The 22,746-nt window shown below is 61.2% G+C and carries 25 protein-coding genes and 1 riboswitch; of the genes, 5 read left to right on the top strand and 20 right to left on the bottom strand.

The window, feature by feature from the left end:
* Positions 1–78 precede the first annotated feature (78 nt).
* The gene (locus tag AC1Q6Y_RS19190; RefSeq protein ID WP_162252406.1) at positions 79–1,443 is read right to left on the bottom strand and encodes a DNA recombination protein RmuC; all 1,365 of its coding nucleotides are present in this window, start codon (positions 1,441–1,443) and stop codon (positions 79–81) included.
* A 175-nt stretch (positions 1,444–1,618) separates the two neighbouring features.
* Positions 1,619–1,942, bottom strand: coding sequence for an SEL1-like repeat protein (locus AC1Q6Y_RS19185; RefSeq protein ID WP_079246787.1), 324 nt, complete (start codon positions 1,940–1,942; stop codon positions 1,619–1,621).
* 1,007 nt (positions 1,943–2,949) lie between these two features.
* Here AC1Q6Y_RS19185 and AC1Q6Y_RS19180 point away from each other — a divergent pair.
* From AC1Q6Y_RS19180 to AC1Q6Y_RS19170, 3 genes are all read left to right on the top strand, one after another.
* Positions 2,950–3,174: a hypothetical protein gene (locus AC1Q6Y_RS19180; RefSeq protein WP_008051046.1), complete on the top strand. Its 225-nt coding sequence runs from the start codon at positions 2,950–2,952 to the stop codon at positions 3,172–3,174.
* A 276-nt stretch (positions 3,175–3,450) separates the two neighbouring features.
* On the top strand, positions 3,451–3,933 hold the full coding sequence (locus tag AC1Q6Y_RS19175; protein ID WP_057715794.1) for a hypothetical protein: 483 nt from the start codon (positions 3,451–3,453) through the stop codon (positions 3,931–3,933).
* 146 nt (positions 3,934–4,079) lie between these two features.
* A complete protein-coding gene (locus AC1Q6Y_RS19170) occupies positions 4,080–5,360 on the top strand; it encodes an OmpP1/FadL family transporter (RefSeq protein ID WP_057715795.1) in 1,281 nt (426 codons plus the stop codon).
* A gap of 180 nt (positions 5,361–5,540) precedes the next feature.
* Here AC1Q6Y_RS19170 and AC1Q6Y_RS19165 read toward each other — a convergent pair whose 3' ends face one another.
* The 14 genes from AC1Q6Y_RS19165 to cobO all read right to left on the bottom strand — a co-directional run bounded on the left by AC1Q6Y_RS19165 (position 5,541) and on the right by cobO (position 17,079).
* Positions 5,541–6,107 (bottom strand): glutathione peroxidase, encoded by a 567-nt coding sequence (locus AC1Q6Y_RS19165; protein ID WP_492624971.1) that lies wholly within the window; start codon positions 6,105–6,107, stop codon positions 5,541–5,543.
* Between the two features lie 55 nt (positions 6,108–6,162).
* Positions 6,163–6,285 carry a hypothetical protein gene (locus tag AC1Q6Y_RS19160; protein WP_008051054.1) on the bottom strand — a complete coding sequence of 41 codons (123 nt, stop codon included), beginning with the start codon at positions 6,283–6,285 and terminating at the stop codon, positions 6,163–6,165.
* The gene (locus AC1Q6Y_RS19155; RefSeq protein ID WP_057715797.1) at positions 6,282–7,490 is read right to left on the bottom strand and encodes an MFS transporter; all 1,209 of its coding nucleotides are present in this window, start codon (positions 7,488–7,490) and stop codon (positions 6,282–6,284) included. The genes AC1Q6Y_RS19160 and AC1Q6Y_RS19155 overlap by 4 nt, the downstream gene beginning before the upstream one ends.
* A gap of 52 nt (positions 7,491–7,542) precedes the next feature.
* Complete coding sequence (locus AC1Q6Y_RS19150) at positions 7,543–7,947, bottom strand: MarR family winged helix-turn-helix transcriptional regulator (RefSeq protein ID WP_347911297.1); 405 nt, start codon at positions 7,945–7,947, stop codon at positions 7,543–7,545.
* A gap of 173 nt (positions 7,948–8,120) precedes the next feature.
* Positions 8,121–8,852: an adenosylcobinamide-GDP ribazoletransferase gene (locus AC1Q6Y_RS19145; RefSeq protein ID WP_492624970.1), complete on the bottom strand. Its 732-nt coding sequence runs from the start codon at positions 8,850–8,852 to the stop codon at positions 8,121–8,123.
* Positions 8,853–8,854: 2 nt separating this feature from the next.
* Positions 8,855–9,430 (bottom strand): alpha-ribazole phosphatase family protein, encoded by a 576-nt coding sequence (cobC, locus tag AC1Q6Y_RS19140; protein ID WP_492624969.1) that lies wholly within the window; start codon positions 9,428–9,430, stop codon positions 8,855–8,857.
* The gene (cobT, locus tag AC1Q6Y_RS19135; protein ID WP_492624968.1) at positions 9,427–10,482 is read right to left on the bottom strand and encodes a nicotinate-nucleotide--dimethylbenzimidazole phosphoribosyltransferase; all 1,056 of its coding nucleotides are present in this window, start codon (positions 10,480–10,482) and stop codon (positions 9,427–9,429) included. Before cobT ends, cobC begins: the two co-directional genes overlap by 4 nt.
* Positions 10,479–11,000, bottom strand: coding sequence for a bifunctional adenosylcobinamide kinase/adenosylcobinamide-phosphate guanylyltransferase (cobU, locus tag AC1Q6Y_RS19130; protein WP_090453922.1), 522 nt, complete (start codon positions 10,998–11,000; stop codon positions 10,479–10,481). The genes cobT and cobU overlap by 4 nt, the downstream gene beginning before the upstream one ends.
* Positions 11,001–11,148: 148 nt before the next feature.
* Complete coding sequence (locus AC1Q6Y_RS19125) at positions 11,149–12,600, bottom strand: cobyric acid synthase (protein WP_492624967.1); 1,452 nt, start codon at positions 12,598–12,600, stop codon at positions 11,149–11,151.
* A complete protein-coding gene (cobD, locus tag AC1Q6Y_RS19120; protein WP_218542808.1) occupies positions 12,597–13,589 on the bottom strand; it encodes a threonine-phosphate decarboxylase CobD in 993 nt (330 codons plus the stop codon). Before cobD ends, AC1Q6Y_RS19125 begins: the two co-directional genes overlap by 4 nt.
* The gene (cbiB, locus tag AC1Q6Y_RS19115) at positions 13,582–14,490 is read right to left on the bottom strand and encodes an adenosylcobinamide-phosphate synthase CbiB (RefSeq protein WP_090453916.1); all 909 of its coding nucleotides are present in this window, start codon (positions 14,488–14,490) and stop codon (positions 13,582–13,584) included. Before cbiB ends, cobD begins: the two co-directional genes overlap by 8 nt.
* Positions 14,487–15,137, bottom strand: coding sequence for a 5,6-dimethylbenzimidazole synthase (gene bluB / locus AC1Q6Y_RS19110; RefSeq protein WP_046037627.1), 651 nt, complete (start codon positions 15,135–15,137; stop codon positions 14,487–14,489). The genes cbiB and bluB overlap by 4 nt, the downstream gene beginning before the upstream one ends.
* Complete coding sequence (locus tag AC1Q6Y_RS19105; protein ID WP_492624966.1) at positions 15,134–16,471, bottom strand: cobyrinic acid a,c-diamide synthase CobB; 1,338 nt, start codon at positions 16,469–16,471, stop codon at positions 15,134–15,136. The genes bluB and AC1Q6Y_RS19105 overlap by 4 nt, the downstream gene beginning before the upstream one ends.
* Positions 16,468–17,079, bottom strand: a complete 612-nt coding sequence (gene cobO / locus AC1Q6Y_RS19100; RefSeq protein WP_057715808.1) for a cob(I)yrinic acid a,c-diamide adenosyltransferase — start codon at positions 17,077–17,079, stop codon at positions 16,468–16,470. The genes AC1Q6Y_RS19105 and cobO overlap by 4 nt, the downstream gene beginning before the upstream one ends.
* Positions 17,080–17,161: 82 nt before the next feature.
* Positions 17,162–17,395, bottom strand: a riboswitch (cobalamin riboswitch).
* Positions 17,396–17,548: 153 nt separating this feature from the next.
* On the opposite strand from cobO, the gene AC1Q6Y_RS19095 reads away from it, so the two are divergent.
* Both AC1Q6Y_RS19095 and AC1Q6Y_RS19090 read left to right on the top strand, forming a co-directional pair.
* Positions 17,549–18,133, top strand: a complete 585-nt coding sequence (locus tag AC1Q6Y_RS19095; protein WP_492624965.1) for a hypothetical protein — start codon at positions 17,549–17,551, stop codon at positions 18,131–18,133.
* 66 nt (positions 18,134–18,199) lie between these two features.
* Positions 18,200–19,513, top strand: a complete 1,314-nt coding sequence (locus AC1Q6Y_RS19090) for a PQQ-dependent sugar dehydrogenase (RefSeq protein WP_492624964.1) — start codon at positions 18,200–18,202, stop codon at positions 19,511–19,513.
* A 141-nt stretch (positions 19,514–19,654) separates the two neighbouring features.
* Here the strand turns inward: AC1Q6Y_RS19090 and AC1Q6Y_RS19085 are convergent, their stop codons facing one another.
* From AC1Q6Y_RS19085 to hda, 4 genes are all read right to left on the bottom strand, one after another.
* The gene (locus tag AC1Q6Y_RS19085; RefSeq protein WP_492624963.1) at positions 19,655–20,308 is read right to left on the bottom strand and encodes an O-methyltransferase; all 654 of its coding nucleotides are present in this window, start codon (positions 20,306–20,308) and stop codon (positions 19,655–19,657) included.
* A gap of 18 nt (positions 20,309–20,326) precedes the next feature.
* Complete coding sequence (locus tag AC1Q6Y_RS19080; RefSeq protein ID WP_057715812.1) at positions 20,327–20,863, bottom strand: C40 family peptidase; 537 nt, start codon at positions 20,861–20,863, stop codon at positions 20,327–20,329.
* A gap of 165 nt (positions 20,864–21,028) precedes the next feature.
* The gene (locus AC1Q6Y_RS19075) at positions 21,029–21,661 is read right to left on the bottom strand and encodes a C40 family peptidase (protein ID WP_008017885.1); all 633 of its coding nucleotides are present in this window, start codon (positions 21,659–21,661) and stop codon (positions 21,029–21,031) included.
* Between the two features lie 222 nt (positions 21,662–21,883).
* Positions 21,884–22,588, bottom strand: a complete 705-nt coding sequence (gene hda / locus AC1Q6Y_RS19070; RefSeq protein ID WP_007984552.1) for a DnaA regulatory inactivator Hda — start codon at positions 22,586–22,588, stop codon at positions 21,884–21,886.
* Positions 22,589–22,746 lie beyond the last annotated feature (158 nt).

The following is a 22,746-nucleotide window of genomic DNA, read 5'->3' as shown; positions in this document are numbered from 1 at the left end:
CGCGTTGCCGGACTGACGACTGCTGCGCAGCCGAACGGGGGCAAGCCCCCTCGCCACAAGGTCCACGCTCGCCCGGGGCTACTCCGGTAACTCGACCAACCCATCCACATCGGTCATCGCCCGCTCCAGCAAGTCCGCCGGCAGACTCTTGCTTGCCCGCGCGCCCAGCAGCTTGAGTTGTTCACTGCGACTGACCAGGTTGCCGCGACCCTCTGTCAGCTTGTTGCGTGCCGAACTGTAGGCCTTGTCCAGTTGCTGCAGGCGATTGCCGACCTCGTCCAGATCCTGGATGAACAGCACGAACTTGTCGTACAGCCACCCGGCCCGCTCGGCGATTTCCCGGGCATTCTGGCTCTGGCGCTCCTGTTTCCACAGGCTGTCGATGACCCGCAGGGTCGCCAGCAACGTAGTGGGGCTGACGATCACGATATTGCGGTCGAATGCCTCCTGAAACAGCGTCGGCTCAGCCTGCAACGCGGCAGAAAACGCCGCCTCGATCGGCACGAAGAGCAACACGAAATCCAGGCTGTGCAAGCCATCGAGGCGCTTGTAATCCTTGCCGGCCAGGCCTTTGACGTGATTGCGCAACGACAGGACGTGCTGCTTGATGGCGATCTGGCCGATGGCCTCGTCCTCAGCCGCGACGTATTGCTGATAGGCCGTCAGGCTGACCTTGGAGTCGACCACCACCTGCTTGTCGCCCGGCAGATAAATGATCACGTCCGGCTGGAAGCGCTCGCCGTCCGGCCCCTTGAGATTGACCTGAGTCTGGTACTCGCGGCCCTTCTCCAGCCCCGCATGCTCGAGCACGCGCTCAAGAATCAGCTCGCCCCAATTGCCCTGGGTCTTCTGCCCTTTCAAGGCGCGGGTCAGGTTGGTGGCTTCATCGCTCAAGCGCAAATTCAGCTGTTGCAAGCGCTCCAGCTCCTTGGCCAGGGAGAAACGCTCACGGGCCTCGTTCTGATAGCTTTCCTCGACACGTTTTTCGAAGGACTGGATGCGTTCCTTGAGTGGATCGAGCAACTGCCCCAGGCGCTGCTGGCTGGTTTCGGCAAAACGCTGCTCGCGCTCATCGAAAATTTTCCCCGCCAGCTCGGCAAACTGCGCGCGCAACTCGTCTCGCGAACCTTGCAGGTCGTTGAGGCGTTGCTGATGGCTGTCCTGTTGCTCGCGCAATTCGGCATTGAGCGACGCGGCCTGGGCATCCAGACGGCGCAATTCGGCTTCTTTGCCGGCGCGTTCGATATTCCACGCATGGGCGGCGTCCCGGGCGTCGTCGCGCTCGATCTGCAGCAGTTCGACTTCACGACGCAGCGCAGCCAGATCGGCCTGTTTGGCGGCGTTGGCCTGGGTCAGATCAGCCGCTTCATCGCGGCTGGATTCGAGTTGTGCATTCAATCCGTCCTGCGCCAGTTGCGCCATGGCCAGGCGTTCTTGCAGCAGCGCGACATCGGCTTGCGTGGTGCTGGCCCGACGCTGAAGTTGCCAGGCCAATACCAGCAACGGCAACGCAGCCGCTGCCAGCCCCAGCAATACGCTGGTCAAGTCCATTGCCATAGCCACTCCTGCCATTCGGATAAAGCCTGAAGGTTAACCAAGGCGTCCGGTCTTGGACAGCTCAGTCTTCGATCAGCCCCAGTTCCTGTTGAGCGCGGTGATCGCCTGCCCGAGCGGCCTGACGCAGCAGGTCCTGACCGATCCGGCGGTCCCGGGCATTCCCGCATTCGCGGCACATCAACTGGCCAAGGCGACTTTGCGCAGCCACCACGCCTTCACGGGCCGGTTGCTTGAGCAAACGTCCGGCGATGTGTTTGACGTTACGGTTTTCGCCCAGATGCGGGCTGTCCAACAGCCACTCCGCCACGCGCATGGAAAAGCGCTTGGTAGGGGCAACAGAGGGCGGTGTGGAGGAAGAGGAAACAGGGGCTGAGCGAAACTTCATAAAGCACTGTGGGGCAGATCAGAAGGCGCGCAACTTTACTCTCTTTTTCTTACAGGTAAAGCTGAAAATATCCCGGCACGCCCGTCCTAGAGCAAGCGCTCGGGACAATCCACAGAAGCTGTGGATAACTCAGTGGACAACCGCCCTTGAACTCGCTCAAAGCCCTGTGGAATGGGGCTCGCAGTCAAACTGACGATTTTTTCACCAGTAAAAAAAAGCGATGTTTTTCATTGACTTAAATTTTGGTTACAGGCAGCCATTACGCTTGAACGTGAGATGACAGCGGGGTGACAGACCGCGCAACTAATGTGCACAAGTGCCTTTACGATGGTTATATCCATGCACTTTTTCGGCGCATTTTTTTGTCATGCCTGGGGATAAGCCCTGGCAAACCCGGTGTCCAGACGGCTGCGCGGCTACAAACGTCGATGACCGATGGTCGGATTTTGTCCCGAAACAGGGCGCATGAATCCCAGGCCTTGCAGCTTTATGCGCGCCTCCACAAGACAAAACAGCCCGATCAGGCACCGGTCAGGAAACTTTTTTCGCTACCACACTTCCCTTGCCCAGTTCAATCCGTTAGTATCCGCGGCGTTAGTACCAAGCTGAAAGTCAATTCTGGTCGAACAAATCCCCCCGGTCAGCCTTCCCGACGGAAGCCTCCACCGAACAAGCGGGATCGACCACCTCGATGGTTTCCAGGTAAATCTTGCGCCAACACAACCTTTGAATCGAAAGCAAAGGATGTTGCTCCGCCTGCCTACTCTGCTCGAACCAACCTGCAAATTGATCAGGATCTTCACCCCGGGCCCAGAACCTTTGCCCTCGATGTGTTGCCTGCCCTCCTAAGTACCTACCTGCCAGCCCAAGCGCGCCAACTTATCAGCGCTTCAAACTGGCTGCTTTGTTCCAGTCGGGTTCTTCGTTCGATCAATGGTGATCGACGTTACTGGAACGTTTTAACGTTGCACGGTTCTTATCCGTGTCATTTGTAGGAACACCCAATAATGTCTACTCAAATCCAGACTCAGGATGCCATTCGCACCCTAACCAACGCTTTTGCACCAATGAACTGCCTGATCATGGCCGCTCGCAAAGGCTGCTTCAGCTTCACCCTGGTCAACGAACACGGCATCGCTCGTCACAGCGAACGCCTGTACCCCGATCAATACTCCAGCGCCGAGCCGCTGCAGGCCGTGATCGAGCGTACCCGTCAGGCACTGGTTGCCTGAAACGCCAGAAAGGCTGAAAAACCCAAAAGCCCTGCCCGAAAAGCGGGGCTTTTTATTGCCCGATATTTCCCTTTCCTCGAATCACGACTAAGCACGATCCGATATAACGGTTATAACTGATCGCTGGAAATATTTTAAAAACAGGCCTTTACAGCGCGAATATGACACTACACTTCAACTCAAGCGGCTTGACCCGCTTGCGGCGAGCCTGAGTCGATTCACAGCTGCCAAGCCCCCCTTCAGGTGTCGCCGTCCATTTCAGGTTTCGAGGGTTTTATGGGTATCGCTGCCAGCGAACTGTGCCGTTATGTGATTCGTCCGACATTGATCTATCTCGGACAACATAGCGCTACGGCCGAATCCCTGCTGCTGGGCATTGCCGCCAGCCAGTCCGCCCTTGGTTCCGCCCTGCATGACCGCCGTGGGCACGGCCTGTACCGCATCGCCGAGCCCCGTCACCAGGCCCTTTGGGACCATTACCTGGCCCTTGATCCGGAGCGTGCGAGCCTGGTCCGCGGCCTGGCCAGCCAGCATGCGTTCCTGAGTGGCCCGCACCTCGAGTTGACCGTCAACCTGCGTTACGCCACAGCCATCGCCTGGCTGCTGGTGGAAGAACAGAACACCCCCCTCCCCGCCCCTGATGATTTGCTGGGTATGGCCAGAATCTGGCGCCAGACATTTCAGCCCCAGGGACGTCTGCGTGATTTCACCTGCGCCTGGCAAACCTGTGTTTCACCGTTGAATCAGGTAGCCTGCTGACACCCTTGGATCCAAAGATCGCGCAACACGCCGCGATTCTGGTCGGATTGTCCTACAAAACCGCTCTAAATCAAGGCATACAGCCTATGGCGCCGGAACGAAAATGTTGGTAATTTTCGCCCCGGTGATCACCAGGAGTTCTAATAATGAAAAAAGTAATGCTCAAAACCACCATTAGTCTCGCCGTTGCCATGGCATCCACCCAGATCTTTGCAAGTGGCTTTGCCCTCAACGAACAAAGCATCAGCGGGATGGGGTCAGGTTTTGCCGGGCGATCTTCCTCTGCCGACGACGCATCCACCATTTTTGGCAACCCTGCCGGCATGTCGCGCATCAAGCGCGAACAAGTTACCGGCGGTGTTGCGATGATCGACGCACACACTGACATCAGCCACGCAAGCTCCTCCCCGAACAACCGTGGCAGCAATGACGGCGACATGGTTCCGTTCATCGCCGTGCCCATGGGTTACTACGTCAAGCCAATCGACGACCATTGGGCCTTCGGTATTGGCATATACGCCCCGTTCGGCCTGGTAACCGACTACGAAAACGGCTTTGAGGGTCGTTACTTCGGCAGCAAGAGCGAAGTCAAGATCGTCACCGTGCAACCGACTGTCAGCTACGCCTTCAACGACAAGGTTTCCATCGGTTTCGGCCCGACCATCAACCGCATCGACGGCAGCCTGGAATCGAACATAACGGCCTTGCCGACCTTAACGAACTTGCCCGATGGTCATGTCAAGATCAAGGGTGACGACACCGCCCTGGGCTACAACATCGGCGTGCTGGTCCAAGCCACCGACAGCACCCGTGTCGGCCTGACCTACCACTCGAAAGTGAAGTACAAGCTCGAGGGTGACACCAAGGTCAACTACAACCTGCTGGGCCTGGTCGGCCAGAACCCGAGCCAGAAGTACGACGCTTCGCTGGATGTGACCACGCCTGAATCGGTGGACTTTTCGGTCACTCACCAGCTCGACGACAAGTGGACTCTTTACGCAGGCAGCACCTGGACCCGCTGGAGCCGCCTGAAAGAAATCACCGTTGAAAACACAGGTGTTCCGGCGGTTCTGAACGGCCAGTTCGGCACCATCACCGAAGAACAGAACTGGCACGATACCTGGGCTCACGCCATCGGCGCGTCCTACCAGTTGAACAAGCAATGGGTACTGCGTACCGGCCTGTCCGTTGACCAGGCACCGACCAACAACGTCGACCGTTCCCCACGCATCCCGACTGGCGATCGCACGATTTTCAGCGTGGGTGCCGGCTGGAGTCCGACCGACGACCTGACCATCGACCTGGCGTACTCGTACCTGCGCGAGGAATCGGTGAAGGTCAACGGCGACGACCATGGCCAGACCTACAACGCCAAGTATGACAACTACGCGAACGGCTTCGGTCTCGGTGCGACCTACCGCTTCTGATGATTCCCGGCGAGCCTGAACCGCTCGCCATCGAAATCAAAAAAGCCCCGCTCTCCTCACGGAGGCGGGGCTTTTCATTTGTAGGAGCGAGCCTGCTCGCGATGGACGCGAACGATGACGTGTGTTTACTGGATGAACGAGGCGCCTTGAGATTTTCGCGAGCAAGCTCGCTCCTACAGGTCAGGGGGTCGAAACAAGTGGTGGCGAAGCCAGGGCCTTTTCCACCGCCGCAATGAACTCGGGATCGTCCGGCTTGGTCAGGCTGGAGAAATTGGCGATCACCTTGCCTTGGCGGTCCACCACATACTTGTAGAAATTCCACTTCGGCGCGCTGCTTTGACTGGTGAGGACCTTGAACAAGTGCGTCGCATCGTCGCCGCGAACCCTTTGCGGCTCGGTCATGGTGAAGGTCACACCATAGTTGACGTAGCAGACCTTGGCAGTCTCGGCACCATCCTTTGACTCCTGCTTGAAGTCATTGGACGGAACGCCAATTACCTCCAGCCCTTGATCCTTGAAGCGCTGGTTCAGCGCCTCAAGGCCTTTGAACTGCGGAGCAAAGCCACAGAAGCTTGCGGTATTGACCACCACCAACGGTTTACCGGCGAAGCGCTGGCACAAATCGATGGACTCCTTGGCGCGCAGCTTTTGCAGTGATCCTTGCAACAGCTCCGGGCACTCGGCCGCGTAGGCCAGCCCGGTAAACGCCACCAGCAACGCGGGGACTGCAATCCAGCGCATCAGCATGTCGGTGCATCCTTGATAATTCGTCAAAAGCGACGTTACTCGCCCTCGCCGCTCGCTAGCAAGCACCCATGCCCAACTGCATCAGCGCCAGCCCGCCCTGATGCCAGCCCCACCACGACAACGCCAGCAATAAGGCGCAGACGGCGGCTACAGCGATCCGCGGCCAAAGGTTGTTCATATCGCACTCATTTGTGATTGCAGACGCTCTACCGGCCGCTCACGCACCGGCCAGTTCAGGGCAGCGGCCAACAGGCTCAAGAGAATCGCCACTTGCCAGATCAAGTCATAACTCCCGGTTCGGTCATACACCACGCCACCCAACCAGCCGCCCAGGAACGAACCGAGTTGGTGAAACAGGAAAACAATCCCACCGAGCATGGACAGGTTTCGCACACCAAACAAGGTCGCCACCGTACCGTTGGTCAATGGCACCGTCGACAGCCACAAAAAACCCATGGCCATGCCGAAAAGATAAGCCGTGGTGGTGGTCACCGGTGCCCACAGGAACAACGCAATGACCACCGCCCGCAGCAAGTACAACCCGGTGAGCAAACGCGGCTTGGACATGCGCCCGCCGAGCCATCCAGCGGTATAGGTGCCGAAGATGTTGAACAGGCCGATCAGTGCCAGCACCGTGGTGCCGACCGTCGCCGGAAGGTGTTGATCCACCAGATAGGCCGGCAGGTGCACACCGATGAACACCACCTGGAATCCGCACACGAAAAAGCCGAACGCCAGCAACCAGAAGCCGGAATGGGAGCAGGCTTCGCGCAGCGCTTCGCCAAGGGTCTGTTCGTGGCCCAGGACGGGCAGCGGCTTGTCCTTGAGCATGCCAACCAGCGGCACGATCAACGCCACCAGCAAGCCCAGCGCCAGCAGCGCCGCAGACCAGCCAAGCCATCCGATCAAACCGAGCGTGCCGGGCAACATCGCGAACTGGCCGAACGAACCGGCCGCACTGGCGATCCCCATGCCCATGCTGCGTTTTTCCGGTGGCACCGCGCGGCCGACCACCCCCAGGATCACCGAGAACGACGTACCCGACAGTCCGATGCCGATCAGCAGGCCGGCGCTCAGGGACAGGGTCATCGCCGAGTCGGAGAGCCCCATGCAAATCAGCCCGGCCGCGTACAGGACGCCACCGATCAGCACCACTTTCGCTGCGCCGAAGCGGTCGGCCAGGGCACCGGTGAATGGCTGGGCGAGGCCCCAGATCAGGTTTTGCAGGGCGATGGCGAAGGCAAAGACTTCACGACCCCAACCAAACTCGGCGCTCATCGGCGCCAGAAACAGCCCGAAGCCATGGCGAACCCCCAGCGACAACGCAAGGATCAGCGCACTCCCCAACAGAACCCAGCCGCAAGTACGCCACATCGATGTCATTGTTATTCTCCAATAGCGGGTATATACCCGCTTAAGATCGAAAAAACCGGCATCATGCCAGTTCGTCCAGCAGCTTCAATAAGGTTTCGCGCTTCTCGGCACCCAGGCGATCGATCAAACGCTGCTGCGCGGCTTCCCAGGCCGGCAAGGCAGCCTTGAGGCGCTCTGCCCCGGCCTCGGTCAGCAGGACGATGCGGTTGCGCATGTCCTCGCCCTCGACCAGCGTCACCAGGCCATCACCCTCCAGCACACGCAAATTGCGCCCCAGGGTGCTGCGGTCCAGGCCCATGGCCTCGGCCAGGATCGAGATGCTCGGCTGATCCAGACGCTGCAGATTGCACAGCAAAGAATACTGCGCAACGTTGATCCCGAAGCCGTCGAGAGCGCCGTCGTAGTGCCTGCTGACGCCACGGGCGGCGCGACGCAGGTTGATGCATAAACATTGGGAATCGAGCATGGTGCGTGTATATACCCGCGAGTCGGTTAAATCAAGTGGCATGGGGTTTGTTCAGTGATTGGGCGGTGTCCTGTAGATCGCCATCGCGAGCAAGCTCGCTCCCACAGTTGATCGCATTCCAATGTGGGAGCGGGCTTGCCCGCGAAGAGGCCGGAACATTCAACACAACCCGATCAGGCCAACGCCAAGCCTACCAGCACTGCAACTTCCAGCAACTCCAGCATCGCGCCCGCCGTGTCCCCTGTCGTGCCACCCAGGCGCCGCAGCATCACCTGGCGCAACCAGACAAACCCCAGCACTGCCAACACCAGCGCCAGCACACCACTGACGCCGGCGATCAACACACAGGCCAGCGCGCTGACCGCCAACACCTGCTTGCCCGCCGAACGCGGAAGATGATCGGCCAATGCCTGGCCCAGGCCACCGGCACGCACATAGGGCGTAGTCAGGAACAAGCCGAGCAATGCGCTGCGACCGATCAACGGCACAATGATCAAGGCCAGCGAATGCGGCTGCTCGATCAACGCCAGCAGTGCGGTGAATTTAAGCAACAACACCAGCACCAGCGTCACCACGGCGATCGGCCCGCTGCGCGGGTCTTTCATGATGGTCAGCGTGCGCTCACGGTCGCCAAAACCGCCGAGCCAGGCATCGGCGCTGTCCGCCAGGCCATCGAGATGCAAGCCGCCGCTGAGCAGCACCCAAAGGCTCAGCAACAGCGCCGCGTGCAGCAAGGTCGGTGTACCCAGCAACAGCCAGTTGACGGCCCACAGAATCGCGCCAAAGAGCAATCCCACCAGCGGATAAAACAGCAACGACCGCCCCAGTTCCCGGGGCTCAGGCATTCCGGGCAGGCGAATCGGCAGGCTGCTGAGAAATTGCAGGGCGATCCAGAATGGCAGCATGGTCAGAGCACTTCCTTCAACACGCCCGCAGGCTCCACCGTCAGCGAAAACAGCGCGCCATGCCCGACCTCAACGTTGAGCAGTTGCTCCCGTGGCAGCCCGCGCGCCTGTGCCAGCAACAGACGCATCACACCGCCATGGCTGATCAGCAGAATACGCTCACCGGCACAGGTCGCGTGCAAACGCTCCAGCGCTGCCAGCACCCGTGCCGAAAAGTCTGCAACCGGCTCACCCTGAGGCGGCGTGAACGAATAGGGATCGGCCCAGAACAAGCCCAGGGCCTGCGCGTCGGTTTCCATCAACGCCGCCGCGCTCTGTCCTTCCCAGGCGCCGAAATGCAACTCTTGCAGGTCTTTGTCCAGTTGCACCGGAATACCCAGTTGCGCAGCGAGTTCCTCGGCAAACAGCGCACAACGCTGCAACGGCGAACTGACCAGCCGGTCCCACGGACCTTGCCCGACCACGGCGACGCGCATCTGCGCCCAGCCCGTGTCGGTCAACGCATCATCGATGCTGCCGCGCAATCCGCCGCCAAGTTCGGTTTCACCGTGACGCAACAGATCCACGCGCAAGGTCATGCCGGACGATCTGCCACGGCGGCTTCGGCAAAGGTCGCCATCTGCCCGTGCAGGTCGCAAGCCAGGCGCAGCAGCGGCACAGCCAACGCCGCACCACTGCCTTCGCCAAGCCGCAGGCCGAGATCGAGCAAGGGTTGTGCATCCAGGGTTTCCAGCACATGACGATGCCCCGGCTCGGCGCCGCGATGACCGAACAACAGCCACTGACGACACTCAGGATTCAAGCGCACCGCAACCAGTGCCGCGACGCTGCAAATGAAGCCGTCCACCAGCACCGCGACACCTTCCTGGGCACACGCAAGATAGGCACCGACCAGCGCGGCGATCTCAAAGCCGCCGAGGTTGAACAGGGTCTGCAAGGCATCGCCACGCTGCGCGCCATGCAATGCCAGGGCGCGCTCGATGACCTGGGCCTTGTGGCTGACACCTTCGGCATTGAGCCCGGTGCCAGGCCCGGTCAAATGCACCACCGGGCAATCGAGTAGCGCACACGCCAATGCACTGGCAGCGGTGGTGTTACCGATGCCCATTTCGCCACCGATAAACAACTGCGCACCGGTGGCAATTGCCCGCTGCACGCTGTCACGACCGGCCTGCAAGGCGAGTTGCCCCTGGGCCTGGGTCATGGCCGATCCCTGTACAAAATTCGCCGTTCCCGGGCCGACATTCAGATGACGCACGCCCGGCAGGTTCAGCGACGGCGTCACCGTGCCAAGATCCACCACCTCAAGGGAAGCGCCCAGTTGCCGCGCCAGCACGCTGATCGCCGCGCCACCGCTGACGAAGTTGAGCAGCATCTGCCCGGTGACTTCCTGGGGAAACGCCGACACGCCCTCGGCGACGACGCCATGGTCGCCGGCAAAAATCGCGATCCACACCTGCTCCAGACTTGGCTTGACCCGCCCCTGCAATCCCGCCAGCTGCACCGCCACCGCTTCCAGCTGACCGAGGGAGCCGGCCGGCTTGGTCAGTTGCTGTTGCCGCGCCCGGGCCTGTTCGACCACTTGGGTATCGACCGGCTTGCACGGGTTCAACCACCAGGATTGAGTCATAACGCAGTTCCTTTCAGAGTCAGAGGCAGGCCGGCGACGGTCAGGACGACACGCTGACAACGCTCAGCCAGAGCTTGATGCAGCCAACCGGCTTCATCGACATAGCGACGAGTCAATTCACCCAGCGGCACGACACCCATGCCGGTCTCGTTGCTGACAAAAATGATTTCACCCGGCAGCGACGCCAGGCAGTCCAGCAAGGCATCACGCTCGGCGTGCAAGCGCTCGGCATCGTCGAGCATCAGCAGATTGGTCAGCCACAGGGTCAGGCAATCCACCAGCAGGCAACGGTCGACACGGGCGGACTCACGCAGCACCCGGGCCAGTTCCACCGGTTCTTCGATCAAGGCCCATTCGGCAGGACGACGGGCGCGGTGATGGGCCACCCGCTCGCTCATTTCTCCGTCCAGTGGCTGGCTGGTGGCGATGTAGGTCACGGCCAGGGCGCTGTCGATGGCGAGTTTTTCAGCCAGGCGACTCTTGCCGGAACGGGCGCCGCCGAGGATCAGTTGGAGCATTGCTTATTCCTTAAAATCTTCGGGGAGGCGACGGCCCTCATCGCGAGCAAGCTCGCTCCCACAATTGATCCAGGCTGAACATACATTTTGATTACACCTCGTAACCTGTGGGAGCGAGCTTGCTCGCGATGGGGCCGCAACAGCCACCTCAGAACCCACAGAGCTGACGCAGCAGAGAAGTATCCAGATGCTTCTCCACCAGATCCGCCAGCCGCTCGATATCACGCTCGCGCAAGGCGTGGTAATCCACGGCCTGCACATCCTGCAACCCCGCCCAGCGCAGCACTGCACTGCACGCTGCCGGCGATTCGAACAGCCCGTGCAGGTAGGTGCCGAAAATCTGCCCGTCAGCACTTTGCGCACCATCACAGCGGCCGTCATCCAGATGCACGGCGGCATGTTCCAGGGCCGATCCGGTGGTCACGCCGGCATGAATTTCATAGCCCGCCACCGGCGCATCTTCCAGCGCCAGGCGACCACGCACATTGCGCAACTGCTTCTCTTGTTCGAGCTGGGTCTGGAACGCCAGCAGCCCCAAACCGGCACTGGAACCCGGCGCACCTTCGAGGCCCAGCGGGTCATGCACCTGCTCACCGAGCATCTGCAGGCCGCCACAGATCCCCAGCAGTTTCCCGCCGTAACGCAGATGCCGGGCGATGGCGGTGTCCCAGCCGTTGGCCCGCAGGTACGCGAGGTCGCTGCGCACACTTTTCGAGCCGGGAAGGATGATCAGGTCGGCGGGCGGAATCGCCTGGCCGGGGCCGATGAATTGCAGGTCCACTTGCGGATGCAGGCGCAGCGGATCGAAATCGGTGTGATTGCTGATGCGCGGCAGCACCGGCACCACCACCTTGAGCACCTGTTCGGCTTTATCGGTCTGGCGTTGATCGATGCCGTCCTCGGCCTCCAGGTGCAGATCCATCACGTACGGCAGCACGCCGATCACCGGTTTGCCGGTGCGCTCTTCAAGCCAGTCCAGACCGGGTTGCAGCAACGCGATATCGCCACGAAAACGATTGATGATGAAGCCTTTGACCCGCGCCTGCTCACTCGGCGACAACAGTTCGAGAGTGCCTACCAGATGGGCAAAAACTCCGCCGCGATTGATATCGGCGATCAGCAGCACCGGGCAATCCACCGCTTCGGCGAAGCCCATGTTGGCGATGTCCCCGGCCCGCAGATTGATTTCCGCCGGCGAGCCCGCACCCTCGACCATCACCAGCGGATACGCCGCGCTCAAGCGCTCGTGGGAGGCCAGCACCGCTTGCATGGCGATGGTTTTGTAGTCGTGATAGGCGACCGCATTCATGGTCGTGACAGCGCGGCCATGGATGATCACCTGGGCACCGGTGTCACTGTTGGGCTTGAGCAACACCGGGTTCATGTCGGTGTGCGGTTCAAGGTACGCGGCCTGGGCCTGTACCGCCTGGGCGCGGCCGATCTCGCCACCGTCGGCGGTCACCGCGCTGTTGAGGGCCATGTTCTGTGGCTTGAACGGCACCACCCTGACGCCCTGACGCGTGACCCAGCGGCACAACGCGGTTACCAGCGTGCTTTTACCGGCATCCGATGTGGTGCCCTGCACCATCAGCGTGGTCATTGGTTTTCCTTGGCGAAATCGTCGAACGCCAGCGCCAGTCGTACCCAGGCGATTTCGTCACCGGGCAAGCCGAATCGCAGGCTGCTGTTGTGCGTGAACAACCGCAGGAGAATGCCGCGCCGGGCCATGAATTCATGCAGTTCTTCGGCGCGCTCGGTGATCAGCCACTGGAACAGCGCACAACCGCCCTGGGGCTCGAAGCCGTGCTGTTCCAGCAACGACGCAAGGCGCTCGCTGGCCTCTTCGGTGCGCACCCGTTGCCGCGTTTGTCCCTCGGTATCGCGCAGACAGGCCTGACCCACTACCCGGGTTGCCCCGCTCACGGCCCACGGCCCCACTTGTTCTGCCAGCAACTTGAGCAACTTGCGCTCGGCCAGCACAAACCCCAGGCGCACACCGGCCAGGCCGAAAAATTTGCCAAAGGAACGCAAGACGATCAATCCGACTTGATGGGCAAACGGCGCCAGGCTCAGTTGCGGCGTGTTATCCATGAACGCTTCGTCCACCACCAGCCAGCCACCGCGCTGCGCCAGTCGCGTGTGCCAGTCGAGCAGCCGACTGGGAGTGAGGCTCAGACCCGTGGGGTTATTCGGATTGACCACCACCAGCACGTCGAAACTGTCGATAAAGAAGTCGACTTCCTGCTCCAGCACTTCACGCACGATGTAGCCGTTGCGACGCCACGCTTCGGCGTGCTCGGCATAACACGGCGACAGTACGCCGACCTTGCCCGCCCGACGCAATCGCGGCAGCAGTTGAATCGCCATTTGCGAGCCGGCCACCGGCAATGCCTGCAAGGTGCCGTAGTAATCACAGGCGGCCTGCTCCAGACCGTCGTCCGCCTCCGGCAAACGGGCCCAGGCCCGCAGCGGAATATCCGGCACCGGAAACGGCCAGGGCGCAAGGCCGGTGGACAGGTCCAGCCAGTCGGCTTCATCTATGCCGTATTCGAGCGCCGCCTTGCGCAGTCGCCCACCGTGCTCAAGCATAAAATTCGGCCCCCAGGCAGAGAATCAGCAGCCATAACCATACCCCGCGCTGGACCAATTGCCAGCCCCGGTCAATCGAGTCGGCATCCGCCGGCACACCTTCGCCCAACTGCGGACGCTGATGCAGTTCGCCGTGATAAATCGCCGCCCCACCCAATTCGACACCAAGGGCACCCGCCCCTGCCGCCATCACCGGGCCGGCGTTCGGGCTATCCCAGGTCGGGGCCTGGGTGCGCCAGCATTTCAATGCCAGCCGGGTTTTGCCCAGCAGCGCGTATGTCAGTGCCACCAGGCGCGCAGGAATGTAATTGAGCACATCATCGACCTTCGCCGCCGCCCAGCCGAACCGTTCGAAGCGCTCATTGCGATAACCCCACATCGCATCCAGCGTATTGCTCAGGCGGTAGAGCACCACGCCCGGCGCGCCCGCCACGGCAAACCAGAACAACGCTGCGAACACCGCATCGCTTCCGTTTTCCAGCACCGACTCGGTAGCGGCACGGGCGACTTCGGTTTCATCCAGTTCGCTGGTCTGGCGGCTGACCAGATAGCTCACCCGAGTGCGCGCCGCTTCCAGGTCATTACTGCGCAGGGCCTTGGCCACAGGCGTGACGTGCTCACCGAGGCTGCGCATGCCGAGGGCGCAATAGAGCGCGAGAATCTCGACGATCCAGCCGACATAAGGCGCCCAGGAGAATGCCGTGGCCAGTAGCGTCAGTGGCAACACGGCAATCACCCACGCGGTGACGCCATGGCTGCGCCAGCCGCGACCGCCGCCGTTGAAACGTTGCTCGATGCGCTCGGCAAAACGGCCGAACGCCACCAGCGGATGCCAGCGTTTGGGTTCACCCAGCAGCGCATCCAGCGCAACCGCGGCGACACTCAACAACGCCACACTCATTGACTCACTCCCCAATAATTTTCATACAGCAATTCATGTAGCGGACGCGCCTGCGCCCAGCCTTCGAGCACCAGCATCGGCGCCGGATAGAACTCTTTGACCGGCCCCAGGCACAGCACGGCCAACGGCTTGGCACCCGGCGGCAATCTCAACAGGTCCGCCAGTGCCTGTGGTTCGAACAGCGACACCCACCCCATGCCCAGCCCTTCGGCACGGGACGCCAGCCACAGGTTCTGGATCGCGCAGGACAACGAAGCCATGTCCATTTCCGGCAAGGTGCGGCGGCCGAAGATATGCTGCTCGCGGTCGTCCATCAGTGCGGCGACCAGCACCTCGGCACAATCGTTGATGCCTTCCACCTTGAGCTTCATGAACTCATCGCTGCGCTCGCCAAGGGCTTCGGCGGTGCGGATGCGTTCTTCTTCTACCAGGGCCTGGATTTGCCCGCGCAAGGCGCGATCGCTGATGCGGATGAAGCGCCAGGGCTGCATCAGGCCGACACTGGGGGCCTGATGCGCGGCTTCGAGCAGGCGACGGAGCAATTCGGGCTCGACGGTGCCGCCGCTGAAGTGGCGCATGTCGCGGCGCTCGGCGATGGCGCGGTACACCGCCGCGCGCTCGGTTTCGGAGAATGCGTTGTCGCTCATGGCCTCTTCGCGAGCAGGCTCGCTCCCACAGGGTTTTGGTCAGGCGCAAACAGCGCGGCAATCGCCGAGGGGTTCGACGGAAAATAAAAGTGTACGTAAGAGGCAGTCATCCGCCCCTCACGGTAGACCGCCTCCGCTCCGCGCCCGCCGTTAGGGCTCAAGCCACGGGCAATCGGCGCCAGTTCAGTGGTGGTCAGCGAATGATGATAGGTGTGCCCGCGCAGCGAGCCTTCCGGCAGTTCCACCGCTTGCAAAGCCAGCGCTGCCAGGCGCTTTTGCATGACTGCATCACCGGCCAGCAAGCCAACCAGTTCGGCGCGAGTGCCCTCGACATCGGTCAGGGAATCGAGCAAATAAAGCATGCCGCCACACTCGGCGAGCAACGGTTTGCCTGCCCGGTGGTGGGCGCGGATCGCATCGAGCATCGCGGTGTTTTGCGCCAGTGCAACGTGGTGCAGCTCCGGGTAGCCGCCCGGCAGATACAGGCTGTCCGCCTGCGGCAACGCACGGTCGCGGATCGGCGAGAAGAATGACAACTCGGCGCCCATCGCCCGCAGCAGATCCAGGCTCGCGCCGTAGGTGAACGCAAAGGCTTCATCGCGGGCGACGGCAATGCGTACACCGGCCAGCAGTGGTTCGGCCACGATGACATCAGGGGCGGCGAATTCGACTGCCGGTGGCAGCGCGACCTCGCAACTGCTGGCCAGGGCATCGGCTGCCGCGTCGAGGCGCAGGTCGAGATCGTTCAACTCACTGGCCTGCACCAGCCCCAGGTGCCGACTCGGCAGTTCGATCCCGGTTTCCCGGGACAGCGCGCCATACCAGCGCAAACCCTCAGTCAGGCTACCTTCGAGCAGTTGCGCATGGCGCAGCGTGCCGACACGATTGGCCAGCACGCCGGCAAACGGCAAGTCCGGCTGATAACGCGCCAGCCCCAGGGCCAATGCGCCAAAGGTCTGGGCCATGGCGGTGCCATCGATCACCCCCAGCACCGGCACACCGAAATGCCGCGCCAGATCGGCGCTCGACGGCGTACCGTCGAACAACCCCATGACGCCTTCGATCAGGATCAGGTCGGCTTCAGCGGCGGCTTCCCACAGCAACCGGCGACTCTCCTGCTCGCCGACCATCCACATGTCCAGCTGATACACCGGCGCACCGCTGGCGCGCTCGAGGATCATCGGATCGAGAAAGTCGGGCCCGCACTTGAACACTCGGACCTTGCGCCCCTGATTGCGATGCAATCGGGCCAGTGCCGCGGTGACGGTAGTCTTGCCCTGGCCAGAGGCCGGCGCGGCAATCAGTACCGCCGGACAGTGCCGAGGCTGACTCACAATTCGACGCCTTTCTGCGCTTTGATCCCGGCTTGAAAGGCGTGCTTGATCACGCCCATTTCGGTGACGGTGTCAGCCATCTCGATCATCTCCGGCTTGGCGGCACGACCGGTGACCACCACGTGTTGCATCGGCGGTCGGGCCTGCAAGTCGCTGAGCACCTGATCGAGATCGAGGTAGCCGTGCTTGAGGGCGATGTTCAGCTCATCGAGCACCACCAGACCGATGGACGGATCGCGCAGCAGTTGCTGTGACACCGCCCAGGCCGCTTCGGCGGCGGCGATGTCGCGCTGGCGGTCCTGGGTTTCCCAGGTAAAGCCTTCGCCCATCACATGAAAACGCACCTGCTCGGGAAAGCGTCGGAAGAACAACTCCTCCCCCGTACTGTTGCGGCCCTTGATGAACTGCACCACGCCGCATTGCATGCCGTGCCCCATGGCGCGGGCAAGCATGCCGAAGGCCGAACTGCTCTTGCCCTTGCCGTTGCCGGTCAGCACCAGTAGCAGGCCACACTCGTTCGGGGAATTGGCGATGCGCTCGTCGATCACGGCTTTTTTGCGCTGCATGCGCGCCAGGTGGCGTTCGTCACGATCGGGGGTATCAGTCATGGGGGAGCTCTCCGTTTAGGCAGGAATAACGGCGGGCAGGCACAAGAATAGAAGGCAACAAGCCTGGCATCGCCCACCGTGATGCCGCTGGATGAATCAGGCCGGTCTCCGGGCTCATGAGTGGCCGCGGGGCCAGACCGTGCGCCTTCCCGCATCAAATCGACACAGTGGCATCACACACAGTTTTCACTCATTTACCGTTGCGGGGGCAGCGCCGGAATTGCGGGCCTTCGACCAACAGAAGGACTCACTCACCGGCTTCCCTGTTTCACTCTGTCGACCCAAGCCACAGAGCACCTGAAACAAGCCGCGAAGGTTAGAGGGTTGGGGGTGGAGCGTCAATTAAAGCCGGGAGGCCATCGACCGAATAACTGCCGTCAATCAATAAACTGACGTCAATCTTGTGCCACGCTCTCAGCGGTGATATCAAAGAGCCACAACCTCACAACACAACAACAAGGGTGAGCCCATGCAAGGCATGATCATCAGCAATCCAAAGCTGGAATTCCTGCGCCCGGTGCTCGAACGCTGGTTCGAATGCATCGACCGTTATAACGCCGTCCGCGGTGATGGCGACACACCGTACTGGCACGACGAAAAGGCCAATCTCGGACTACTGTCTGCCGCCGCCTGGATGGCCGAGATGGTCACGCTGCAACAGACGCCCACCCGCAAGCAGACCGAAGAAGGCGAACGCAACAGCCGCGCCGACCTGCTCCTGGCGTCATCCGAAACCCGCGCCTACATCCAGACCAGCCAGCGCTGGCCACGGGTCAACAGCCTCAATCTGACCCAGGCCCTGATCGACATCGCCAGCGATGCCAAGCGCCTGAGCCACGCCAGCGACCTGAAACTCGGCTGCCTGTTCGTCGCCCCGCAAAAAGCCCAGCAGGGCGCCACACCGGAAGAGCTCCAGGACATGGTCGATGACCTGCAAAAAGAACACAGCTGCGCTGTCGCCTGGTATTTCCCTTATGCCTACCGCAAGTTGCGCAACGAAGCCGGCAACTATCACCCCGGCATAGCAGTGCTGTTCAAGGAGGCACGTGGCTAAGGGTTGAACCATCGGACGACAACGCGCCTCTATGATTAGAACAAGGCACTCATAGGGAAGACCCGCATGCGCTCGCCCCCGCTCGTTCTCGTTATCGCGTTCTGCGGAGGGCTCGCTGCTTGTGGCGGGACCGCCCGCCTGCAAGTCTCCGACGGCACCGGTCCTTCGCCTCAACTGCCAGAACCCGACAAAACCCTGATCCCGACCGTGAACATCGCCCCGGCCATCGGCTGGCCGCAGGGTGCGAAGCCCATCGCCGCCAATGGCACCCAAGTGGCCGCTTTTGCCGAAGACCTGGATCACCCACGCTGGCTTTATGTACTGCCCAATGGCGATGTGCTGGTCGCGGAAACCAATGCACCCCCCAAACCCGAAGACGGCAAAGGCATTCGCGGCTGGATCATGAAGAAATTCATGGGGCGTGCCGGAGCCAGGGTGCCCAGCGCCAACCGCATCACCTTGCTGCGCGACAAGGACCACGATGGGGTCGCGGAAACCCGCACGGTGTTTCTGCAAAACCTCAACTCGCCCTTCGGCATGACCCTGGTCGGCAATGACCTGTATGTGGCCGACACTGATCGCCTGCTGCGCTTTCACTATGAAAGTGGCGATACGCAGATCAAGTCACCGCCGGCAAAAGTGGTCGACCTGCCGGGCGGCCTGCTGAATCACCACTGGACCAAAAACGTCATCGCCAGCAAGGACGGCAGCAAGCTGTACGTCACCGTGGGTTCCAACAGCAACGTTGCGGAACACGGCATGGACAAGGAAGAAGGTCGCGCGGCGATCTGGGAAGTGGATCGCGCCACCGGCCAGCAGCGGATCTTCGCGTCCGGCCTGCGCAACCCCAACGGTATGGCCTGGGAACCGCACAGTGGCGCGCTGTGGACCGCGGTCAACGAACGGGATGAAATCGGCAGCGACCTGGTACCCGACTACATCACCTCGGTGAAAGACGGCGCATTCTATGGCTGGCCGTACAGTTACTTCGGCCAGCATGTCGATATTCGCGTCGAGCCGCAAAACCCGGACCTGGTGGCCAAGGCTATCGCCCCGGACTACGCCGTCGGCCCGCACACGGCATCACTGGGCCTGACCTTCGCTGAAAACAGCAAACTGCCGCCGCCCTTCACCCAAGGGGCATTCATCGGGCAGCACGGCTCCTGGAACCGCAAGCCGCACAGCGGCTACAAAGTGATTTTCGTGCCCTTCCGCGCCGGCAAGCCGGTCGGGAATCCGGTTGATGTGCTCAGCGGGTTTCTCAATGGCAAGGAAGAAGCCATGGGCCGCCCGGTGGGCGTGGTGATCGACCGACAGGGTGACCTGTTGGTGGCCGATGATGTGGGGAACAAGGTGTGGCGGGTGTCGGCTGCCAGATAACACCATCCCGGATGAACTCAGAACCCTGTGGGAGCGAGCTTGCTCGCGATGAGGCCGGCACATTCAACATCGATGCTGACTGACCTACCGCTATCGTCGGAACGCCGCCCGGAGCAAGCTCGCTCCCACAGGATTTCCAGCTCAGCGTTTGCGGCAGAGAGTCAACCCATCCCCCAACGGCAACAACGACAGATCCACCCGCGCATCGTCCTTCAACGCCCGGTTGAGCGCCTGGATCGCCCGGGTGTCCGCGCTCTCGGGACTGGTCTCGAGCACGCGCCCGCTCCATAGCGTGTTATCGAACACCGCCAGCCCGCCGACCCGCAGCAATCGCAGGGCGTGCTCCAGATAAGCCGGGTAGTTGGCCTTGTCGGCATCGATGAAAACCAGATCGAACTGGCCTGGCTGGTCCAGCTTGCCGAGGGTTTCCAGCGCAGGCGCCAGGCGCAGATCGATGCGTCCGGCCAGCCCGGCTTCCTGCCAGTAACGCAGGGCCGTGGCGTTGTAGTCACCGGGAATGTCACAGCAAATCAACGAGCCACCAGCAGGCAATGCCGCCGCCATGCACAGTGCGCTGTAACCGGTAAAGGTGCCGACTTCGAGCAAACGCCTGCCCCCCGTCAGTTTCACCAGCAAAGCAAGAAACTGCCCCTGCTCAGGCGCCACCTGCCAGCGTGCCATCGGCAGCGCCTGGGTCTCATCGCGCAAGCGCTTGAGCAGAGGCGTTTCACGCAGGGAAACATCGAGCAGGTATTGGTACAGGGCGTCGTCGAGATTGAGCGTGCGAGCAGTCATGACCACCAGCTCCGGAGGTTATGGATTGCGCGCCAAATGTTCAGGCTGCAGAACACGCTTGGCGCTCAGGTAAGCTTTTTGCCAATACGCCTTGGACAGGCTGTCGAGCTTCACGGTGCCGCCGGTGGCCGGCGCATGGACGAAACGCCCCTCTCCCACATAGATGCCAGCATGACTGACCTGGGAACCGCCATTGGTGGCAAAGAAAAGCAGGTCGCCGGTCTGCAAGCCATCCTTGCCCACATTCGCCGCTTGCATGGAGATCATCTCGCGCGTGGTACGCGGCAAGGCAATACCGGCGACATCGCGGTACACATAAGCGATCAGGCCGCTGCAATCAAATCCGGAATCCGGCGTATTGCCACCCCAGCGATAAGGCGTGCCGACCAGACCGAGCGCGCGAAACAGCACGTCTTCCGCTTCGGGCGAAAAAGCTTGCGAGGAACCAAATACGATGGGAGCGCGAACCACCGGCGCAGGAGGCGGTGTGCGGCTGGCGCAGGCACTGAGCAGCGCTGCGAAGAACATGATTGCGAGGCGGGCCGACGTCGTCATAAGCAGAACATCCTGATCTGGCTGCGGCTTTTTCTGCGGGGAGCGCAGAAAAGAAAACCGCCTGCGTGGGACGCAGGCGGTTTGCCATCATTTGTAGATCAAGATTCTAGCGGCTACACGACAAACTTCAAGTAAGACTTTAAGTTCGCCTTACAATTTGTCCGCTTATTTGCGTGCAGTGACGATTGGCGACGCGTTAGGTGCCATTGCCAGGGCGCGCTTGGCTTCGATGAAGGTCTTGCTCCAGTAGCTGTCGCCCAGGCTATCGATGCGCACACCGCCGCTGCGGCGGCTGCTGGAGTGGATGAACTGATTGTCACCCAGGTAGATCCCGGCGTGACTGACGCGACCACGACGACCGTTGGTTGCGAAGAACAGCAGGTCGCCCGGCTCAAGCTTGCTGCGCGAGACCAGCGGAGCGTCCACGTTGATCATTTCGCGGGTGGAGCGCGGCAGGTTCATGCCCGCTTCTTCGCGGAACAGGTAACCGATGAAACCACTGCAATCGAAGCCGGCTTCAGAAGTACCGCCGAAACGGTAGCGGGTACCGATCAGGGACATGCCACGTTCGAGGATGCTGTCGGCCAGGACCGGAAGCTGGTAGGACTTGCCGCCAGCGAAGTCTGCGAGTTCTTTTTCGGTAGCCAGCTCTTCCTGAAAGAGAGCGGAAGACTGGGCGGTGACCGAGTTTTGAACCTGTTGTTGCGGAGCTTGCTGGGCCACTGGAGTGTGGGCAGCGCAACCGAACAACAGGGTAACGAGTGCGAGAGGCACGAGGGGTGCGAAGCGATTTAGCATGGGCACGACCGTGGCTGAAAGTTGTAAAGAAGCCGAGACTATGCCCGCTATCAACCTCATTTGCAAATTCAATCGATCTTTTTGTGACTTATCCGTTTCTCGTTTACATCTAAGCGCTTAAGCCCATTTTAAACACGCACGCGGCCTGCAACCTTGCAGGAAAGCGGGATTTCAGGCGCCTGAAATATGCCGAAACAGCTAAAAGCCCCGGTTTCAGCGGGTTTACCAGCCGAGGGTTTCTTTCAAAAACGGGATTGTCAGCTTGCGCTGAGCCTGGAGGGAGGCCTGGTCGAGGCGCTCGAGCAACTCGAACAGCGCACTCATGCTGCGGGTACCGCGAGTCAGAATGAAATGCCCGACTTCATCGGTCAGATGCAGACCGCGACGGGATGCGCGCAATTGCAGGGCACGCAGTTTGTCCTCATCGGACAGCGGACGCATCTGGAAGATCAAGGCCAAGGTCAGGCGGGATTTGAGATCCGCCAGCTTCACCGGCAACTCCCGAGGGGATGTCGACGCGGCAATAAGCAAGCGCCGACCGCTGTCGCGCAAGCGATTGAACAGATGAAACAGCGCCTCTTCCCAATCTGCTCGTCCGGCGACCACCTGCAAATCATCCAGGCAGACCAGCTCGTACTGTTCGAGGTTGTCGAGGATTTCAATGCCACGATCGAGCAGCTCGGCCAACGGCAGATACACCGCCGGCTCGCCCAATTGCTCGAAGCGCAGGCAGGCGGCCTGCAACAGGTGCGTACGCCCTACCCCGTCCTTGCCCCAAAGGTAGATCAGGCTTTCGGTCCAGCCGGCGTCGGCTTCGCACAGCCGCTCGACATAGCCGAGTGCAGCGGCATTGGCGCCTGGGTAGTAGTTGATAAAGGTGGCGTCGTCACGCAGACGCACACCTAGGGGCAGCTGAATCGGTTTCATGCTGACTGAACAGTTCCAAAGGAACCGTTAGTGGCCTCTGTGTAAAGTTTGCGAAGTTTATACCCGTGAAGCGGACCGCACAATGCGACAGACCACAAGCAAAATCAAAGGTTTGCGTTAATGCATTGGTTTTGTGACAGATTCTTTGGCGGTGCATG

The organism is Pseudomonas sp. GW823-FHT06E10, from assembly GCF_058794995.1.
Note: the sequence above shows the minus strand (reverse complement) of the source record. Positions and strands in the feature narration are given on the sequence as shown.

Excerpts from the sequence above, each read along its gene's own strand:
- cobO (WP_057715808.1), bottom strand. The coding sequence starts at position 17,079 with ATGACTGATACCCCCGATCGTGACGAACGCCACCTGGCGCGCATGCAG.
- cbiB (WP_090453916.1), bottom strand. The coding sequence starts at position 14,490 with ATGAGTGTGGCGTTGTTGAGTGTCGCCGCGGTTGCGCTGGATGCGCTG.
- AC1Q6Y_RS19155 (WP_057715797.1), bottom strand. The coding sequence starts at position 7,490 with ATGACATCGATGTGGCGTACTTGCGGCTGGGTTCTGTTGGGGAGTGCG.
- bluB (WP_046037627.1), bottom strand. The coding sequence starts at position 15,137 with ATGAGCGACAACGCATTCTCCGAAACCGAGCGCGCGGCGGTGTACCGC.
- cobC (WP_492624969.1), bottom strand. The coding sequence starts at position 9,430 with ATGACCTTGCGCGTGGATCTGTTGCGTCACGGTGAAACCGAACTTGGC.
- AC1Q6Y_RS19185 (WP_079246787.1), bottom strand. The coding sequence starts at position 1,942 with ATGAAGTTTCGCTCAGCCCCTGTTTCCTCTTCCTCCACACCGCCCTCT.
- AC1Q6Y_RS19170 (WP_057715795.1), top strand. The coding sequence starts at position 4,080 with ATGAAAAAAGTAATGCTCAAAACCACCATTAGTCTCGCCGTTGCCATG.
- cobD (WP_218542808.1), bottom strand. The coding sequence starts at position 13,589 with ATGCTTGAGCACGGTGGGCGACTGCGCAAGGCGGCGCTCGAATACGGC.
- AC1Q6Y_RS19075 (WP_008017885.1), bottom strand. The coding sequence starts at position 21,661 with ATGCTAAATCGCTTCGCACCCCTCGTGCCTCTCGCACTCGTTACCCTG.
- AC1Q6Y_RS19085 (WP_492624963.1), bottom strand. The coding sequence starts at position 20,308 with ATGACTGCTCGCACGCTCAATCTCGACGACGCCCTGTACCAATACCTG.
- cobT (WP_492624968.1), bottom strand. The coding sequence starts at position 10,482 with ATGACTCAATCCTGGTGGTTGAACCCGTGCAAGCCGGTCGATACCCAA.
- AC1Q6Y_RS19090 (WP_492624964.1), top strand. The coding sequence starts at position 18,200 with ATGCGCTCGCCCCCGCTCGTTCTCGTTATCGCGTTCTGCGGAGGGCTC.
- AC1Q6Y_RS19175 (WP_057715794.1), top strand. The coding sequence starts at position 3,451 with ATGGGTATCGCTGCCAGCGAACTGTGCCGTTATGTGATTCGTCCGACA.
- AC1Q6Y_RS19150 (WP_347911297.1), bottom strand. The coding sequence starts at position 7,947 with ATGCTCGATTCCCAATGTTTATGCATCAACCTGCGTCGCGCCGCCCGT.
- cobU (WP_090453922.1), bottom strand. The coding sequence starts at position 11,000 with ATGCTCCAACTGATCCTCGGCGGCGCCCGTTCCGGCAAGAGTCGCCTG.
- AC1Q6Y_RS19160 (WP_008051054.1), bottom strand. The coding sequence starts at position 6,285 with ATGAACAACCTTTGGCCGCGGATCGCTGTAGCCGCCGTCTGCGCCTTA.
- AC1Q6Y_RS19080 (WP_057715812.1), bottom strand. The coding sequence starts at position 20,863 with ATGACGACGTCGGCCCGCCTCGCAATCATGTTCTTCGCAGCGCTGCTC.
- AC1Q6Y_RS19145 (WP_492624970.1), bottom strand. The coding sequence starts at position 8,852 with ATGCTGCCATTCTGGATCGCCCTGCAATTTCTCAGCAGCCTGCCGATT.
- AC1Q6Y_RS19165 (WP_492624971.1), bottom strand. The coding sequence starts at position 6,107 with ATGCTGATGCGCTGGATTGCAGTCCCCGCGTTGCTGGTGGCGTTTACC.
- AC1Q6Y_RS19180 (WP_008051046.1), top strand. The coding sequence starts at position 2,950 with ATGTCTACTCAAATCCAGACTCAGGATGCCATTCGCACCCTAACCAAC.
- hda (WP_007984552.1), bottom strand. The coding sequence starts at position 22,588 with ATGAAACCGATTCAGCTGCCCCTAGGTGTGCGTCTGCGTGACGACGCC.
- AC1Q6Y_RS19095 (WP_492624965.1), top strand. The coding sequence starts at position 17,549 with ATGCAAGGCATGATCATCAGCAATCCAAAGCTGGAATTCCTGCGCCCG.
- AC1Q6Y_RS19125 (WP_492624967.1), bottom strand. The coding sequence starts at position 12,600 with ATGACCACGCTGATGGTGCAGGGCACCACATCGGATGCCGGTAAAAGC.